The sequence below is a fragment of the Bradyrhizobium sp. in8p8 genome (assembly GCF_000426845.1).
GTDB classification, from domain to species: domain Bacteria; phylum Pseudomonadota; class Alphaproteobacteria; order Rhizobiales; family Xanthobacteraceae; genus Bradyrhizobium; species Bradyrhizobium japonicum_C.
In genome coordinates, this window is record NZ_AUGD01000003.1 from 272,411 (window position 1) to 288,898 (window position 16,488).

General features: G+C 66.1%; 15 protein-coding genes. 6 read left to right on the top strand and 9 right to left on the bottom strand.

Annotated elements, in window-relative coordinates; genetic code table 11:
• Positions 1-17: 17 nt before the first annotated feature.
• The 5 genes from K408_RS0111410 to rsmI all read right to left on the bottom strand — a co-directional run bounded on the left by K408_RS0111410 (position 18) and on the right by rsmI (position 4,937).
• Positions 18-1,535 carry a type II and III secretion system protein family protein gene (locus K408_RS0111410; protein ID WP_024338666.1) on the bottom strand — a complete coding sequence of 506 codons (1,518 nt, stop codon included), beginning with the start codon at positions 1,533-1,535 and terminating at the stop codon, positions 18-20.
• Positions 1,536-1,545: 10 nt separating this feature from the next.
• Positions 1,546-2,361 (bottom strand): Flp pilus assembly protein CpaB, encoded by an 816-nt coding sequence (gene cpaB, locus K408_RS0111415; RefSeq protein WP_024338665.1) that lies wholly within the window; start codon positions 2,359-2,361, stop codon positions 1,546-1,548.
• A gap of 282 nt (positions 2,362-2,643) precedes the next feature.
• Entirely contained in the window at positions 2,644-3,588 is a 945-nt protein-coding gene (gshB, locus tag K408_RS0111420; RefSeq protein WP_024338664.1) for a glutathione synthase, read from the bottom strand.
• A gap of 10 nt (positions 3,589-3,598) precedes the next feature.
• The gene (locus K408_RS0111425) at positions 3,599-4,000 is read right to left on the bottom strand and encodes a YraN family protein (RefSeq protein ID WP_024338663.1); all 402 of its coding nucleotides are present in this window, start codon (positions 3,998-4,000) and stop codon (positions 3,599-3,601) included.
• Positions 3,987-4,937, bottom strand: a complete 951-nt coding sequence (gene rsmI, locus K408_RS0111430; protein ID WP_024338662.1) for a 16S rRNA (cytidine(1402)-2'-O)-methyltransferase — start codon at positions 4,935-4,937, stop codon at positions 3,987-3,989. The genes K408_RS0111425 and rsmI overlap by 14 nt, the downstream gene beginning before the upstream one ends.
• A gap of 334 nt (positions 4,938-5,271) precedes the next feature.
• Here rsmI and K408_RS0111440 point away from each other — a divergent pair, with 334 nt between their 5' ends.
• The gene (locus K408_RS0111440; RefSeq protein WP_024338661.1) at positions 5,272-6,504 is read left to right on the top strand and encodes a penicillin-binding protein activator; all 1,233 of its coding nucleotides are present in this window, start codon (positions 5,272-5,274) and stop codon (positions 6,502-6,504) included.
• Between the two features lie 53 nt (positions 6,505-6,557).
• Here the strand turns inward: K408_RS0111440 and hemW are convergent, their stop codons facing one another.
• From hemW to rph, 3 genes are read right to left on the bottom strand one after another with little or no spacing between them, the layout of a single operon-like run.
• Positions 6,558-7,742: a radical SAM family heme chaperone HemW gene (gene hemW, locus K408_RS0111445; RefSeq protein ID WP_051160660.1), complete on the bottom strand. Its 1,185-nt coding sequence runs from the start codon at positions 7,740-7,742 to the stop codon at positions 6,558-6,560.
• Positions 7,743-7,758: 16 nt separating this feature from the next.
• Positions 7,759-8,394: an RdgB/HAM1 family non-canonical purine NTP pyrophosphatase gene (gene rdgB / locus K408_RS0111450; RefSeq protein ID WP_024338659.1), complete on the bottom strand. Its 636-nt coding sequence runs from the start codon at positions 8,392-8,394 to the stop codon at positions 7,759-7,761.
• A gap of 10 nt (positions 8,395-8,404) precedes the next feature.
• Positions 8,405-9,118, bottom strand: coding sequence for a ribonuclease PH (gene rph / locus K408_RS0111455; RefSeq protein ID WP_024338658.1), 714 nt, complete (start codon positions 9,116-9,118; stop codon positions 8,405-8,407).
• A 160-nt stretch (positions 9,119-9,278) separates the two neighbouring features.
• On the opposite strand from rph, the gene hrcA reads away from it, so the two are divergent.
• Positions 9,279-10,367 (top strand): heat-inducible transcriptional repressor HrcA, encoded by a 1,089-nt coding sequence (gene hrcA, locus K408_RS0111460; RefSeq protein WP_024338657.1) that lies wholly within the window; start codon positions 9,279-9,281, stop codon positions 10,365-10,367.
• Positions 10,368-10,460: 93 nt separating this feature from the next.
• On the top strand, positions 10,461-11,078 hold the full coding sequence (gene grpE / locus K408_RS0111465; RefSeq protein WP_024338656.1) for a nucleotide exchange factor GrpE: 618 nt from the start codon (positions 10,461-10,463) through the stop codon (positions 11,076-11,078).
• A gap of 56 nt (positions 11,079-11,134) precedes the next feature.
• On the opposite strand, the gene K408_RS0111470 is transcribed toward grpE, so the two are convergent.
• Entirely contained in the window at positions 11,135-12,076 is a 942-nt protein-coding gene (locus tag K408_RS0111470) for a hypothetical protein (RefSeq protein ID WP_024338655.1), read from the bottom strand.
• 393 nt (positions 12,077-12,469) lie between these two features.
• Here K408_RS0111470 and dnaK point away from each other — a divergent pair, with 393 nt between their 5' ends.
• From dnaK to K408_RS0111485, 3 genes are all read left to right on the top strand, one after another.
• Entirely contained in the window at positions 12,470-14,371 is a 1,902-nt protein-coding gene (gene dnaK / locus K408_RS0111475) for a molecular chaperone DnaK (RefSeq protein WP_024338654.1), read from the top strand.
• Between the two features lie 243 nt (positions 14,372-14,614).
• Entirely contained in the window at positions 14,615-15,751 is a 1,137-nt protein-coding gene (gene dnaJ, locus K408_RS0111480; RefSeq protein ID WP_024338653.1) for a molecular chaperone DnaJ, read from the top strand.
• A gap of 88 nt (positions 15,752-15,839) precedes the next feature.
• The gene (locus K408_RS0111485; RefSeq protein ID WP_024338652.1) at positions 15,840-16,439 is read left to right on the top strand and encodes a class I SAM-dependent methyltransferase; all 600 of its coding nucleotides are present in this window, start codon (positions 15,840-15,842) and stop codon (positions 16,437-16,439) included.
• Positions 16,440-16,488 lie beyond the last annotated feature (49 nt).

Sequence of the window (16,488 nt, forward strand, 5' to 3'; positions counted from 1 at the left end):
TCCCCAAACCGTTCGTTTCAGTCGATGATGAAGCCGAAATCATCGGGCGCGCCGTTGATCGGATCGACGCGGCGCGCGACGCCATAGAGGCGGTTCATGCGGCCGAGCAGCGCCGTCTGCGCATCCGATGCCGGTGCGAAGCCGTCGTCGGGACGCGACAATTCCTTCTGGGCGACCGCGCGCACCACATAGGGCGTCACGATCACCATCAGCTCGGTCTCGTTGTTGACGAAGTCCCGGCTGCGGAACAGCGCGCCGATGATCGGCACCTGGTCGATGCCGGGCAGGCCGTTGATCGCCTGCTTGGTCTGCTGCTGGATCAGGCCGGCCATTGCCATCGAGCCGCCCGAGGGAATTTCCAGCGTCGTCTCGGCGCGGCGCGTCTGAATCGAAGGGATGGTGATCGAGTTGCTCGATGTCGCGGACACCGCCTGCGTCAACGTGATCGAGTTCGTATTCGACAGCTCCGAGACCTCGGTCATCACGCGCAGGCTGATGCGGCCCTCGCTGAGCACGACCGGGGTGAAGTTGAGCGAGATGCCGAACTTCTTGTAGCTGATCTGGGTGGTACAGACGTGGGTGACCGGGTCGCAGGAATAGCCTGCGGGAATCGGGAATTCGCCGCCGGCGATGAAGGTTGCGGATTCGCCCGAGATCGCGGTGAGGCTCGGTTCGGCCAGCGTGCGCATGACACCGGCGCTTTCCATCGCCCGCATCGTGGCACTGACCGTGGCGACGCCCTTGGAAACGCCGGCGAGGCCGAGGCCATTGCTGCCGACGATCGGCCCGCCAGCCACCGAGAACGGGTTGGAATTGTTGAAATTCACCACCGCCGTGCCGGCGTTGAGGCTGGCGCTGAGATCGACGCCCAGCTGCTTGACGATATCGCGGCGGACTTCGCCGACCACGACCTTGAGCATGACCTGGTCGCGGCCGCGCACGACGATGTTGTTGACGACCTTGTCCGAGCCGCCGACGAGCTTTGCAGCGACGTCGCCGGCCTGCTGGGCCTCGACCGGGCTCGACACCGAGCCGGTCAGCATCACGCTGTCGCCGACGCCTTCGATCTGCACGCCTGGCAGGGACTGGCGCAGCGCCGTGCGCATGCCGTTGAGATCGCGCTTCACAGCGATGTCGTAGGAGGCGACCTGCTGCCCGTCGGCAGTGAAGAACACCACGTTGGTCTGGCCGACCTGGCCGCCGATGATGTAGGCGCGCTGGGCCGAGCGAATCACCGCGTTGGCGATCTTGGGATCGGCCACCAGCACGTCCTTGACCTCGCGCGGCAGGTCGATGACGACGGATTTGCCGACGCCGAGCGACAGGAAGCGCGTCCTCGCCGGGGCGACGGTCGCGACCGGCGACAGGCCAAGGTCCGACGCCTGCATCGGCGCCTGGTCGCCGACCGGCGCATCCGCGGCGCTGACGACATCGGAAGCCGCGAGCAGCCCCAGCATCAACACCGTCCCCGCCAGGAACGAGCGCGCGCGCTTCCCCCGAATGCGCATGCCCGACCTTTCACCCCCGTAGTTCATGCTGTCCCCATCACTTCTGTGACGTCAGTTGCCGTGCCTGCACGCCGTAGCGGATCACGTTCACGCCGCCCGTTCGCCTGATCGCCTGATCCTCGGGCGTGCCGTCGACCGCGTTGGCATCGACGATGCTGCGCAGCGCGAGCGTCAGCGTCCCGCCCTGGCGTGCGGCCGAGAGCGTGGCGACCTGGTCGGGCCGGAGCTCGAGCGTGACGGTCTTGCCGACCACGGCGTTCTGGCCGTCCTTTTCCTTCGGCGCCTGGTCGATCGCGAGCACGCGGATATTGGTGAGGATGACCTCGGACAAAACGAGGTCGTTGCCGCCGGTCGGACCGTTGTCGCCATCCGGATTCTTCAGGCGGCGGGTCAGCACGATGTCGACGCGGTCATTCGGAAGGATGAAGCCGCCTGCGCCGGTTTCGGCGGAAATCTCGGTGGAAACGGCGCGCATTCCGGACGGCAGAATTGCGGCCATGAAGCCGGAGCCCTCGGCCCTGACCAGCTTCTGCTCGCGGATCGGCTCGCCCTGCATCAGAGGCACGCGTGCGATCGAGCCGGCGATCTGGGTCTGCGCCTCCGGCCTGCTGTCGCGGCGGATGAAGGCGCTGCTCGCGGTCGCCGCCGGCCAGGCCTGCCATTGCAGGTCGTCGGGCTTGACGGCTTGGCCAAGCTGGATGTCGTTCTTCGCGACGAGGACCTCGACCGTCGGCAGCTTCTCGGCAACGGACAGGACAGGCGCGGGCGCGTTCTGGTAGCCGCTCGCCAGATACGCAGCGACGCCGCCGGCGCCCAGCGCAATGACGAGAACGACAATGCGTGCGGTATTCATACTCTTCTACTCTTACGCGGGGTACTCGAACCGCACCTGGCGTGTTCCCCCGTGTCGATGAGTAGGGAGTAAAAGTATAAGGGGTGTTGCGAGGCGGAACGCGCGCGTCAGTCGCGATGCCGGATTTCGGCAGATGGTGAACGCGGCGTTATTCGACCGGCCCGCGGCTCCGTAGTTTAACGCAGTTTGACACGCGCGTCCGCGTGAGGCGCGGGGGCACCATGGTGAACGGGTGGTTAGCGCGCAGCGCGAGGTCGCCGCGCGCATCCGGGCCGCAAGAAGCTACTTCTTACGCTTGTGCTCGATCACGTCCCAGATCTTCGCCGCGACGTCGGGGCCGCCGAGCCGCGCGATGGCGCGGATGCCCGTCGGTGAGGTCACGTTGATCTCGGTGAGGTTGCCGTTGATGACGTCGATGCCGACGAACAACAGGCCGCGCTGGCGCAGCGCCGGGCCGAGCGTCGCACAGATCTCGCGTTCGCGCGGCGTGAGCTCGGTCTCCTGTGCCGCCCCACCGCGCACCATGTTGGAGCGCAGGTCGTCAGTGGCCGGCACGCGGTTCACCGCGCCGGCGAACTCGCCGTCGACCAGGATGATGCGCTTGTCCCCGTGCTTCACCTCCGGGATGAATTGCTGGATCACCCAGGGCTCCTTGAAAGTGACCGAGAACATGTCGAACAGCGAGCCGAAATTCATGTCCTGCGGCATCACGCGGAACACCGCCGCGCCGCCATGTCCGTGCAGCGGCTTCATCACGACGGCGCCGTGCCTGTCGCGAAACGCATTGATCTCGTCGAGGTCGCGCGAGATCAGCGTCGGCGGCATCAGCTGCGGAAAATTCATCACGAACAGCTTCTCCGGCGCGTTGCGCACCGAGGCGGGATCGTTGACCACCAGCGTCTTCGGATGGATGCGCTCCAGGAAATGCGTCGAGGTGATGTAGGCGAGGTCGAACGGCGGGTCCTGGCGCAGCAGCACCACGTCGAAGCCGTTCAGCGCTTCGCGCCTGGGCTCTCCGAGAGTGAAGTGATTGCCGGGCTCGTCGCGCACGGTCAGGAGCTGAACCGGTGCGACCAGTTCATCGCCGACCATCGAGAGCTTGTCGGGCGTGTAATAGGACAGGCCATGACCGCGCTTCTGCGCCTCCAGAAGCAGCGCAAAGGTGGAATCGCCCTTGATGTTGATGCGGGCAATGGGGTCCATCTGGACGGCGACGTTGAGCTTCATGGTCTGCCTTTCAGGTCGAGGCGTCGAATGCCGCCAACACATGGCGCGGAAGCGAGCGCGGCGCAATCAGCATGGCGTCGAATCGCAATTCGAATTCGGCATGCTCGGGATGCGCCACGAGCCAGCCTTGCGCGGCGTCGATGATGCGCTGCTGCTGGCGGGGCGTCACGGCGAACGCGGCGTCGTCCAGGCTCGCCCGCGCCTTGACCTCGACGAAGGCGATCAAATTGCGTCGGCGCGCCACGATGTCGATCTCGCCATGCGGGGTGCGGTAGCGCTTGGCGAGGATGCGGTAGCCCTTGGCCATCAGATAGGCCGCGGCGCGGCTCTCGGCGGAGATGCCGGTGCGAAACGCGGCGACGCGCTCGGGCGAGGCGACCTTTGGTTCCCGGGGGTTCTCAGTCTTCGCCATCGCCGCCTCGCAGATCCTTCGCGAGCTCGAGCGCGCGGGCATAGACCTCGCGGCGCGGCCGCCCCGAGAGCGCCACCGCGTGCGCCACGGCGTCCTTCACGGTGTGAGCGGCAAGCTGCTCGCGCAAGAGATCGTCGAGTGCGTCCGATGCCAGCACCTCGGCGTCGGCTGCAGGCGGGCCGATCACCAGGACGAATTCGCCGCGCGTCTCAGGCGCGTCGGCCTGCCGCGCGAATTCGGCCAGAGGCGCACGCCTGACCTCTTCGTGCAATTTCGTCAGCTCGCGGCAGACTGCGGCTTCCCGCTCGCCCATGATCTCGGCGAGGTCGGTCAGGGTGGCCTGCATCCGATTGCCCGATTCGAACATCACCAGCGTGGCGTCGATACGTGCAAGCTCGGCCAGGCGAGCGCGGCGCGCGGCGGATTTCGCCGGCAAGAAGCCCTCGAAGAAAAAGCGATCGGTCGGCAGCGCGGCGACCGACAGGGCTGCCAGCACCGAGGACGGGCCGGGCAGCGCATGCACCGCATGGCCGGCGGCGCAGACCTCGCGCACCAGCTTGAAACCGGGATCGGAAATCAGAGGCGTGCCCGCGTCGGAGACCAGCGCGACCGAGCCGCCAGCCGCGAGCGCTTCCAGAATCTTTGGTCGCGCGGCTTCGGCGTTGTGCTCGTGATATTGCTTGAGCTGGGCCGCAATGGCGTAGCGCTCCGTCAGGCGCCGCGTGATGCGGGTGTCCTCGCAGAAGATGACATCGACGCCGGCGAGCGTCTGCAGCGCGCGCAGCGTGATGTCGCCGAGATTGCCGATGGGGGTTGCGACCAGGTGGAGGCCCGGTGCGGCCTTCGACGCCGTGAGCCGATGGGCATCGATGGAGAAACCGCGCGGGGCGGCGTCCTGAGCTTCTGACGTATTTATCGGAGCCGGGTTTGCGCGCATAATGGGTCAACTTAGGCATGATCCGCAGGGCTGGGAACCGGCTGGCTGAAAAAGATGGTGCCGAGGTGGGGCGGATAACGGACGGGAATGTGATCGATCAAGATCACGCGGGGCGGGAATGGGGACCTTCGCGCCATATTCACGACGGAAACGCCGCCTTGATGCTGAACGAAGACGGCGAGCAGTTGCCGGGACGGGGAGGCTTCCGCGTTAAGCGGTTATTATCCTTTTGTTTCGGTTAACTATTCGCCGACTATATGCCTGAATCCGCGGCCTGTGTCGCGGAAGGAATGTCATGAGCGGCTGGCGACGGCCGGTCAGAAGAGAAGCTGCCATGGTGGGCCCGCGTCATCCAAAGTCTCCCGTTCCGGGGTTCCGCTCGTCGGGAGCGACCCGGCGGAGTGCGCTCGGCCTGTTGCTCGGCGCGCCCGTGCTGTCGGCCTGCGCCGGCGTGCAGCAAAGCCTCAGCCAATTCTCCAATCCGTTCTCGAGTTCCGCGCCGCCGGCCCAGCCGGCAGGTCCGCAGCAACAGGCCACGACCGCCGGCACCGGCGGCGTGAAGGTCGGCCTGATCCTGCCGCTCTCGGCGGCCGGCAATGCCGGCCTCGCCGCGCAATCCATGCGCAACGCCGCCGAGATGGCTCTGGCCGAGTTCCAGAATCCGAACATCCAGCTCCTGATCAAGGACGACAATGGCAGCCCCCAAGGCGCGCAAGCCGGTGCGCAGCAGGCGGTCGACGAAGGCGCCGAGATCATCCTGGGGCCGCTGTTTGCACAGTCCGTGCCGGCCGTGGCGCAGGTCGCGCGCACGCGCGGCATTTCCGTCATCGCCTTCTCGACCGATTCCAGCATCGCCGGACGCGGTGTCTATCTCCTGAGCTTCCTGCCGGAGTCCGACGTCAACCGCATTATCGAATATTCCGCCAGCATCGGAAAGCGATCCGTCGCCGTGCTGGTGCCCGACAATGCCTATGGCAATGTCGTCGAGGCCGCGGTGAAGGCGGCAGTGCCGCGGCGCGGCGGGCGCATCGTCGCGTTCGAGAGATATGGCGCCGACCGCGCCACCCCGGCGCGCACCGTGGCGCAGCAGCTTGGCAGCGCGGATGCGCTGTTCATCGCCGACGACGGCGATGCCGTCGTGACGGTGGCGGATGCCATGACGGCGGCAGGCTCAAACCTGCGCAACATCCAGCTGCTCGGTACCGGGCTGTGGGACAATCCGCGCGTCTATGCGAGCCCGGCGCTTCAGGGCGGCCTCTACGCCGCGCCCGACCCGGCCGGCTTCCGCGCCTTCTCGGGCCGCTACCGTACCAAATACGGCGCAGAGCCGATCCGCACCGCGACGCTCGCCTATGACGCGGTCGCTCTCGTCGCCGCGCTCGCGCGCACGCAAGGCACCACGCGCTTCTCGTCCGACGTGCTCACCAATCCTTCCGGCTTCGCCGGCATCGACGGCCTGTTCCGCTTCCGCGCCGACGGCACGAACGAGCGCGGGCTCGCGGTGATGAAGGTGACGCAAGGTGGCGGTGTTGCGGTCGCGGGCTCACCGAAGAGCTTTGGGGCGTGATGGTTTACCTCTCCCGCAAGCGGGCGAGGGAGCGCTGATTTAGGCGCTCAGGCTTACGCCGCCAGATCCGCGACCACCGCATCCAGCACCGGGAATCCGCTGCTGGTCACGCGCAGGCGGCCCGTCGGGTCCACCGTGATCGCGCCTTCCTCGCGCAGCAGCGCGATGCGCTTGGGGTCGAGCGGGCGACCCGAAAGGGCCTTGTAGCGCTCGGGGTCGATGCCTTCAGCGAGGCGCAACCCCATCAGCAGGAATTCGTCGGCGCGCTCCTCGCTGTTGAGCAGCTCGTCGGTGACGATGCCATGGCCACCGGTCTCGACCCGCATCAGCCAGGCTTCGGGGCGCTTCTCGGTGGCGATGGCGTGCCGCACGCCCTCGATGTCGAGGCGGCCGTGCGCGCCGGGGCCGATGCCGGCATATTCCTCGCCGCGCCAGTAGACCAGATTGTGCCGGCACTCGGCGCCTCGGCGGGCGTGGTTGGAGATCTCGTAGGCTGGCAGACCGAGCTTGTCGCAGGTCTCCTGCGTGACGTCGTAGAGCGCGCGCGCGACCGCCTCGTCCGGCGTCTTCAATTTACCGGCCTTGTGCAGGCCGAAGAACGGCGTGCCTTCCTCGATCGTCAATTGGTAGAGCGACAGGTGCTCGGCCGCTTCATCCATCGCAAGACGCAGCTCGTCGGCCCACATCGCCGGCGTCTGGTCGGGGCGGGCGTAGATCAGGTCGAACGAATAGCGGTCGAACGAGCGGCGCGCGATGGCGACGGCATCCAGCGCCTCTCGCGCGCTGTGCATGCGACCCAGCGCCTTCAGCGAGGCATCGTCGAGTGCCTGGACGCCGAGCGACACGCGATTGACGCCGGCGCTGCGATAGCCTGCGAAGCGCGTGGCCTCGACGCTGGTCGGGTTCGCCTCCAGCGTCACTTCGACGTCGCTGGCGACGGTCCAGTGCTTGCCGATCGCGTCGAGCACCGCGCCGACCGTTGCAGGCTGCATCAAGGACGGCGTGCCGCCGCCGAGGAAGATCGAGGTGACTTGGCGGCCGGGCGCACGCTCGGCGGTCGTTGCGATCTCGCGAGCAAAAGCGGAGGCGAACCTCGCCTCGTCGATCGCGGCGTGGCGGACATGGCTGTTGAAGTCGCAATAGGGGCACTTCGACAGGCAGAACGGCCAGTGCACGTAGACGCCGAAGGCCTCGGATCCTTGTTTCGACGCGTTTTCCTGGCGCGAACCGGTATCCACTTCGCTCGAAAACGCTCTAGCGCGGCTCAAGGCAGATCTCCGCCAGTTTGACGAAGGCGCGGGCGCGGTGCGAAAGGCCGAGACCGAGCGGCGGCAGGCCGTGCTTTTCGATGCTGGTCATCTCGCCAAAGGTGCGCGTGTGACCATCGGGCAGAAACATCGGGTCATAACCAAATCCGGCATTTCCGCGCGGCGGCCAGATCAGCGTTCCGTCGACGCGGGCCTCGACCTCTTCGAGGTGGTCGTCGGGCCAGGCGACGCAGAGCGCGGAAACGAAGTGCGCCGTGCGCTTGTCCGGCGTGGTGGCGCCGCGCTCCTGCAACAGGCGCTCGATCTGCGCCATCGCCGCGTTGAAATCCTTGGAGGGGCCGGCCCAGCGCGCGCTGTAGATTCCGGGCGCGCCGTCGAGCGCGTCGACGACGATGCCGGAATCATCGGCGAAGGCGGGAAGCTTGGTTGCCTGCGCCGCCGCGATCGCCTTGATCGCGGCGTTGCTGCGGAAATCGTTGCCGGTCTCTTCGGGCTCGGTCAGGCCGAGCTCGCCGGCCGATACCGCCGCGATACCGTACGGCGCAAGCAGCTCCTTCATCTCGGCGAGCTTGCCGGGATTGTGGGTCGCGATGACGAGCTTGTCCGTGATTCGGCGGTGCATGGCCTATTGACTACGCCACAGCCAGTTTCTGCAAGTCCACCAGACGCGCGACGCCCTTGCGGGCCAGCGCCATGAGCGCCAGGAGCTCGGCTTCCGTGAACGGTTCGCGTTCCGCGGTACCCTGCACCTCGATGATGCGGCCATCGCCCGTCATCACGAAATTGGCGTCCGTCTCGGCTTCCGAATCCTCGGCATAGTCGAGATCGAGCACCGGCGTGCCGTTGTAGATGCCGCAGGAGATCGCGGCGACGTTGTCGCGCAGCACGTTGGCCTTGACCATGTTGCGCGCCTTCATCCAGTTGATGCAGTCGGCAAGCGCGACCCATGCGCCGGTGATCGAGGCCGTGCGGGTGCCGCCGTCGGCCTGAAGCACGTCGCAATCGACCGTGACCTGGCGCTCGCCGAGCGCTTCGAGATTGATGATGGTGCGAAGCGAGCGGCCGATCAGGCGCTGGATCTCGACCGTGCGGCCGCTTTGCTTGCCGGCGGAGGCCTCGCGGCGGGTGCGCTCCGAGGTCGCGCGCGGCAGCATGCCGTATTCGGCGGTGACCCAGCCGCGCCCCTGGCCTTTCAGCCACGGCGGCAGGCGGTCCTCCAGCGTGGCGGTGACCAGCACATGGGTGTCGCCGAACTTCACCAGGCAGGAACCTTCCGCATATTTGACCACGCCCCGCTCCAGCGTCACGGGGCGCAGTTCGTCGGGCGCACGGCGGCTTGGCCGCATGGGAATCCTCCAAAACTCGCGGGAAAGGCTGCTGGCGGTGCTTGTAGGTGCGGCAGGGATGGGCGGCAAGGCTTTTTCACCCCTGGAGGCCGCAAACGCCGCGCTTGTCAGAAGCGGTCCGGATGGACAAATTACGAGCACCTGAGAGGAGTTGCCGTCTGTGGCCCATCACGATCCGATCCATCTGATCGCGCCGCGCGCAGGCCTTGCCCAGCTCAACGAGCGTTCCCGCGACATCTTTCGTCAAATTGTCGAAAGCTATCTCGCGACCGGCGAGCCGGTGGGCTCGCGCAATATTTCCCGCCTGATCGCCATGCCGCTGTCGCCGGCCTCGGTCCGCAACGTCATGGCCGATCTGGAACAGCTCGGCCTGATCTATGCGCCCCACACCTCCGCCGGCCGGCTGCCGACGGAATTGGGGCTGCGCTTCTTCGTCGACGCCCTGATGCAGGTCGGCGACCTCAACGAGGCCGAGCGGCAGTCGATCCAGAGCCAGCTCTCCTCCGTCGGCGAGGCGCAGTCGGTCGAGGCGGCGCTGGACCAGGCCCTGATGCGGCTGTCGGGCCTGACCCGCGCCGCAGCCGTCGTGTTGACGCCAAAATCCAATGCGCGGCTGAAGCATATCGAGTTCGTCCGCCTGGAACCGGAGAAGGCGCTGGTGATCCTCGTCGGCGAGGACGGCCAGGTCGAAAACCGCGTGCTGACGCTGCCGCCCGGAGTTCCCTCCTCGGCACTCGCCGAGGCCGGCAATTTCCTCAATTCCCGCATCCGCGGCCGCACGCTGGCCGAGGCGCGGCTCGAGCTCGAGACTGCTCTCGGCGCGGCGCGCGCCGAGCTGGATCAGCTGACGCAAAAAGTGATCTCGGCCGGCATCGCCAGCTGGTCCGGCGGCGAGAACGAGGATCGCCAGCTCATCGTCCGCGGCCATGCCAATCTGCTCGAAGATCTGCACGCGCTGGAGGACCTGGAGCGGGTGCGCCTGCTGTTCGACGATCTCGAGACCAAGCGCGGCGTCATCGACCTGCTCGGCCGGGCCGAAACCGCTGAGGGTGTGCGCATCTTCATCGGCAGCGAGAACAAGCTGTTCTCGCTGTCGGGATCGTCCACCATCATCTCGCCCTATCGGGATGCCGCCGGCCACATCGTCGGCGTCCTCGGCGTGATTGGCCCGACGCGACTGAATTATGCCCGCGTGATCCCGACCGTGGACTACGCCGCACGGATCGTCAGCCGCCTTCTGGGGGGCTGACCGGCGTTTCCGCCGATCACGGGCGCTTGATTTTCGCGAGTTTAGGCACGATATCCGGGCCAACATCCCTGAAACAGTTCGAGATTAGAGCCGATGACCGAGCAAGACCGGCAACCTCAAGACACGACTGCAGCGACCGGCGAGCCCGTGGTGTCGAAACCCTACATCATGCCGGACGATCCCGAGCCCGGTTCGGTCGAGACGTTGCAGAAGGAAGCGGCTGAAGCGCGCGACCGCATGCTGCGGACGCTGGCCGAGATGGAAAATCTGCGCAAGCGCACCAGCAAGGAAGTCGCCGACGCCCGCCTCTACGGCATCACCGGCTTTGCCCGCGACGTGCTCGACATCGCCGACAATCTCCAGCGCGCGCTCGATGCCGTCCCGGCGGAGGCGCGCGCCAATGCCGATGCCGGCCTGAAGGGGCTGATCGAAGGCGTCGAGCTCACCGAGCGCTCGCTGCACAGCGCGCTCGAGAAGCACGGTGTCAAGAAACTCGATCCCCAGGGGCAGAAGTTCGATCCGAATTTCCATCAGGCGATGTTCGAAGTGCCTGATGCCTCGGTGCCGTCGGGCACCGTCGTGCAGATCATGCAGGCCGGCTACACGATCGGCGAGCGCGTGCTGCGCCCGGCGCTGGTCGGCGTTGCCAAGGGCGGCGCGAAGGCGGCGCCCGCGGCCAACAACAATGAGTCGAGCGGCGCGCCGAACTGAGTCTCGGATCCCGATGGTGAGGAGCCGCGCGTTAGCGCGGCGCGCGTCCCGAAGGGTTATCCTTTCGGCTGAATCCCGTCGCGCACGGCGCGGAATCGGGTGAAGGCGGGCAGCCACTGCTCGCGCGGGGCGCTGGCGATGATGCGCAGCGAGGCGCCGCCGCTCGAGAAGCGGATCCACTGCACCACGGTCACGGGGATCTTGTCCTTGCCGCTGACGCCGTCGATCCGGGTCTCGAAGCCCTGCTGGCCGTTGATGCGGATCGGCTCGGACATGGTGATGCGCGATTCGCGCACGCCGGGAATCTGCAGTGCCGCCTCCTGCGCGAAGCGGGCGCGGTCGTCGGGCTGCTGCGGGGTCGCGCCGATCACGCCTAGAATCATGAACGGCTTCGACTCGTAACCGATGCTCTCATCGCCGTCGGCCAGGATGATGCTCGAGCCCGGCGCGAGCGTCCGGATATCCTTGAAGTCGGCCAGATCGGTGATCTTGAACGGCATCAGCGCGATCTGCTCTTCCGCCGAGACCTGCCTGCGGGTGACGGTGCTCGCGAACATCTGCCGCACCGCTTCATCCGTGTAGATCTTGGTCGCATTCTCCGGAATTTGCACCGCGACATAACCGGAGAACCCGGCGCCCGGCACGATCATCGAATAGCGCTTCACCGGAGTATCGCCGGCCTTACCACTCTCGGTGGTGAAATAGGCCAGGCCCGCGGGCGTTTCGATCTTGTCCTGCTTGACGCCATTGACGCCGGCGGGACCGGAGTTGAAGGCGCTCGCGACCTCGCCATAGGCCGCCGGCGGCAACTCGGTGATCAGCACTTTGACGCTGCCGTCCTCGCTCTCGAAGCCCGGAAAGCTCTTGGCCGTGCTGAGCCCGATCAACGGCACCATGCCGAGACGCAAGCCGGGCGGGAAGACGGCGTCGGCGGCGAAGGCCGGAAACGCTGTTGCGGCGAGGAGGGCGAGCGCGGCGAGGGGGCGGATCAGCTTCATGGGCACTCTGATTGGTTCACATTGAGGCCGTTCGATGGTCGGCTACCGGGCCGCTTTGTCGCGCGAAGCAGCTGCACCGGTTCTCCGGCCGGTCCGCCTTTTAGCGGGTTTGGCCTCGCCGCGACAGGGCGGGCCGGTTGCGGTAGCGGGGGCTTGCCGAAGGGCGAACCTGTTAATAATTCCTCACCCGCAAGGGCGGTGGAGCCCGGATATCATCTTCCAAAACCCGATGTTTTCGCGGCACAAACGTAGGTTCGGTCCTTGCGGGCCCCTACCCCCCTCCTATATGAGCCTCAATCATCGCAATATCGCGGATGTTTGATCTTAGGGGGTTTCGGTTCGGGTGCCTTCTGGGCCCAGCCAACCTGCCGCAAAAAGAAGGATATCAGGACCATGGGAAAGGTCATTGGGATCGACCTCGGCACCACGAATTCGTGCGTCGCCGTGATGGATGGCAAGAACGCCAAAGTCATCGAGAATTCCGAAGGCATGCGCACGACGCCGTCGATCGTCGCCGTCACCGATGACGGTGAGCGCCTCGTCGGCCAGCCGGCCAAGCGCCAGGCCGTCACCAATCCCGAGCGCACCTTCTTCGCCGTGAAGCGCCTCATCGGCCGCCGCTACGACGACCCGATGGTCGAGAAGGACAAGAAGCTCGTCCCGTACAAGATCGTGAAGGCTTCCAACGGCGATGCCTGGGTCGAGGCCGACGGCCAGACCTACTCGCCCTCGCAGGTCTCGGCGTTCATCCTGCAGAAGATGAAGGAGACCGCGGAGGCCCATCTCGGCCAGAAGGTCGACCAGGCCGTCATCACCGTTCCCGCCTACTTCAACGACGCCCAGCGCCAGGCGACGAAAGACGCCGGCAAGATCGCGGGCCTCGAAGTGCTGCGCATCATCAACGAGCCGACCGCGGCTGCGCTCGCCTATGGCCTGGACAAGACCAAGGCCGGCACGATCGCCGTCTATGACCTCGGCGGCGGCACCTTCGATATCTCCATCCTCGAGATCGGCGACGGCGTGTTCGAGGTGAAGTCGACCAACGGCGACACCTTCCTCGGCGGCGAAGATTTCGACATGCGCCTCGTGGGCTATCTCGCCGATGAATTCCAGAAGGAGCAGGGCATCAACCTGCGCAACGACAAGCTCGCCTTGCAGCGTCTGAAGGAAGCCGCTGAAAAGGCCAAGATCGAGCTGTCCTCGACGACGCAGACCGAGATCAACCTGCCCTTCATCACCGCGGACCAGACCGGCCCGAAGCATCTGACGATGAAGCTCACCCGCGCCAAGTTCGAGGCGCTGGTCGATGACCTCATCCAGAAGACCGTCGAGCCCTGCCGCAAAGCGCTGAAGGATGCCGGCGTCACCGCCGGTGAGATCGGCGAGGTCGTTCTGGTCGGCGGCATGTCGCGCATGCCGAAGGTCCAGGAGGTCGTGAAGCAGCTGTTCGGCAAGGAGCCGCACAAGGGTGTCAACCCGGACGAGGTCGTGGCGATCGGCGCTGCGATCCAGGCCGGCGTGCTCCAGGGCGACGTCAAGGACGTTCTGCTGCTCGACGTGACCCCGCTGTCGCTGGGCATCGAGACGCTGGGCGGCGTGTTCACCCGCATCATCGACCGCAACACCACGATCCCGACCAAGAAGAGCCAGGTGTTCTCGACGGCTGAAGACAATCAGAATGCCGTCACCATCCGCGTCTTCCAGGGCGAGCGTGAGATGGCGGCCGACAACAAGATGCTCGGCCAGTTCGATCTGATGGGCATTCCGCCGGCCCCGCGCGGCATGCCGCAGATCGAGGTGACCTTCGACATCGACGCCAACGGCATCGTCAACGTCTCGGCCAAGGACAAGGCCACGGGCAAGGAGCAGCAGATCCGCATCCAGGCCTCCGGTGGTCTGTCGGAAGCCGACATCGAGAAGATGGTCAAGGACGCCGAGGCCAATGCCGAGGCGGACAAGAAGCGCCGCGAGGCCGTGACCGCCAAGAACGAGGCCGATGGCCTGGTGCATTCGACCGAGAAGGCGCTTGCCGAGCACGGTTCGAAGGTCGCCGAGAGCGAGCGCCGCGCCATCGAGGACGCCGTCAGCGATCTCAAGGAAGCGCTGAAGGGCGACGACGCCGAGGCGATCAAGGCCAAGACCCAGACGCTGGCCCAGGCTTCGATGAAGCTCGGCGAGGCCATGTACAAGCAGCAGGCCGAAGCCGACGCCAAGAAGGATGCGGCCCAGGACGACGTCGTCGACGCGGAATTCACCGAAGTCGACGACGACAAGAACAACAAGAAGTCCGCTTAAGCCCCGAGAGGGTGATCATGCGGGCGGCTTGGACCCCACACGCGCTATCGGCCTCCTCCCTCGCGGGGGAGGCCACCGTGTCGGGCTCGGGACGAGTGCCCGTTGCGACCGATCAATTCCCCATCGTAATGCTGGACGCCGCCATGCTGTCCTCTGCCGCAAGGCAGGAGGCTGCCCATATAGCCGCGTGGCGACGTCGTTTCGCTCCGACTTGAAATCGCGATTGGATAGACCGAGCTCAACATGTCCACGTCCACCAAGCGCTGCTATTACGAGACCCTGGAAGTCGAACGCGATGCCGATGAAGGCAAGCTGAAATCGTCGTTCCGCAAGCTGGCGATGAAATTCCATCCCGACCGCAATCCGGGGGATGAGACCAGCGAGGTCAAGTTCAAGGAAATCAACGAGGCCTACGAGGTCCTGAAGGACAAGGACAAGCGCGCCGCCTATGACCGCTACGGCCATGCCGCGTTCGAGCAGGGCGGCGGTTTTGGCGGCGCTGCAGGTTTCGGCGCGGGCTTCGCCTCCTCTTTCTCCGACATTTTCGAAGACCTGTTCGGCATGGCCGGACAGCGCGGCCGCGGCGGCCGCGAGCGCGGGGCCGACCTGCGCTACAACATGGAAATCACGCTCGAGGAAGCCTTTGGCGGCAAGACTGCGCAGATCGAGATTCCAGTCTCGGTCACCTGCGAGGCTTGTTCAGGCACCGGTGCCAAGGCCGGCACCAAGCCGAAGACTTGCTCGACCTGCGGCGGCGCGGGCCGCGTGCGGCAGTCGCAGGGCTTCTTCACGCTGGAGCGTACGTGTCCCGGTTGCCAGGGGCGCGGCCAGATGATCGAGGATGCCTGCCCGTCCTGCGCGGGCCAGGGACGCGTCACGCGCGAGCGTACGCTGTCGGTCAACATTCCCCAGGGCGTCGAGGACGGCACGCGGATCAGGCTCGCCGGCGAGGGCGAGGCCGGCGTCCGCGGCGGACCGCCCGGCGATCTCTACATCTTCCTCTCGCTGGCCCAGCACCAGTTCTTCCAGCGCGACGGCGCCGATCTGCATTGCCGTGTGCCGATCTCGATGGTGACCGCCGCTCTCGGCGGCGAATTCGAGGTGCCGACGATCGAGAAGAGCAAGACGAAGGTCAAGGTGCCGCCAGGAACCCAATCGGGTCGCCGATTCCGCATCGCATCAAAGGGCATGCCGGTGCTGCGCTCGCGCCAGATGGGCGACATGTACGTTCAGGTCGTGGTCGAGACCCCGCAGAACCTCACCAAGAAGCAGCAGGAATTGCTGGCCGAATTCGAGAAACTCTCCTCCGGCAATACGCAGCCGGAATCCGAGGGCTTCTTCGCCAAGGTCAAGGATTTCTTCGGTAATCGGGCAAACTGACTCGTCTTGACCGTGCCGCCTTCGGCCTATACGTCTTTATGACCATTTTCTGACACGCCGCGGTCCCGCGGTCCCGTCCGGTCCCGACATGCCATTGCCATCGTCCGCGCGTGCGTTGAAGAAGCCTCGTCTTGATGACGAGGTGCGCTTTCTCAGGTCGTGGATCGAAAAGCCGCTGCACATGGGCGCAGTGATGCCGTCAGGCAAGCTGCTGGCGCGGACCATGGCTCACTACGTCGATGTCGACTCCGACGCACCGGTCGTCGAGCTCGGACCCGGTACCGGCGCCATCACCTCCGCGCTGATCGAGCGCGGCGTGGACCAGAAGCGTCTCGTCCTCGTCGAATACAATCCCGGCTTTTGCGCGCTGCTGCGCGACCGCTACCCGCAGGCCAAGGTTGTGCAGGGCGACGCCTACCGCCTGCGCGACACGCTCTGGAACGTCTTGAGTGCGCCGGCTGGCGCGGTCGTTTCGGGCCTGCCGCTCGTCACAAAGCCGATGCTGACGCGGTTGCGGCTCATCCGCGACGCCTTCGCGGCGCTCGCGCCCGGTGCGCCGTTCATCCAATTTACTTATGCGGTGGTGCCGCCCATCCCGAAATCGCTGCCCGGCGTGTCCACAGAGGCGTCGGAACGGATCTGGATGAACCTTCCGCCCGCGCGCGTCTGGGTGTATCGCAAGGACTAATTCCGCCGGCGGCCTTCCTTGCACGGCGGGCTCGTTTCGCCGAACGCGT

Bases quoted from the DNA above. Each gene is read 5' to 3' on its own strand.
- K408_RS0111410 (WP_024338666.1), bottom strand. From the start codon at position 1,535: ATGAACTACGGGGGTGAAAGGTCGGGCATGCGCATTCGGGGGAAGCGC.
- rdgB (WP_024338659.1), bottom strand. From the start codon at position 8,394: ATGCACCGCCGAATCACGGACAAGCTCGTCATCGCGACCCACAATCCC.
- dnaK (WP_024338654.1), top strand. From the start codon at position 12,470: ATGGGAAAGGTCATTGGGATCGACCTCGGCACCACGAATTCGTGCGTC.
- rph (WP_024338658.1), bottom strand. From the start codon at position 9,118: ATGCGGCCAAGCCGCCGTGCGCCCGACGAACTGCGCCCCGTGACGCTG.
- K408_RS0111440 (WP_024338661.1), top strand. From the start codon at position 5,272: ATGGTGGGCCCGCGTCATCCAAAGTCTCCCGTTCCGGGGTTCCGCTCG.
- K408_RS0111425 (WP_024338663.1), bottom strand. From the start codon at position 4,000: ATGGCGAAGACTGAGAACCCCCGGGAACCAAAGGTCGCCTCGCCCGAG.
- gshB (WP_024338664.1), bottom strand. From the start codon at position 3,588: ATGAAGCTCAACGTCGCCGTCCAGATGGACCCCATTGCCCGCATCAAC.
- cpaB (WP_024338665.1), bottom strand. From the start codon at position 2,361: ATGAATACCGCACGCATTGTCGTTCTCGTCATTGCGCTGGGCGCCGGC.
- grpE (WP_024338656.1), top strand. From the start codon at position 10,461: ATGACCGAGCAAGACCGGCAACCTCAAGACACGACTGCAGCGACCGGC.
- dnaJ (WP_024338653.1), top strand. From the start codon at position 14,615: ATGTCCACGTCCACCAAGCGCTGCTATTACGAGACCCTGGAAGTCGAA.
- K408_RS0111485 (WP_024338652.1), top strand. From the start codon at position 15,840: ATGCCATTGCCATCGTCCGCGCGTGCGTTGAAGAAGCCTCGTCTTGAT.
- K408_RS0111470 (WP_024338655.1), bottom strand. From the start codon at position 12,076: ATGAAGCTGATCCGCCCCCTCGCCGCGCTCGCCCTCCTCGCCGCAACA.
- rsmI (WP_024338662.1), bottom strand. From the start codon at position 4,937: ATGCGCGCAAACCCGGCTCCGATAAATACGTCAGAAGCTCAGGACGCC.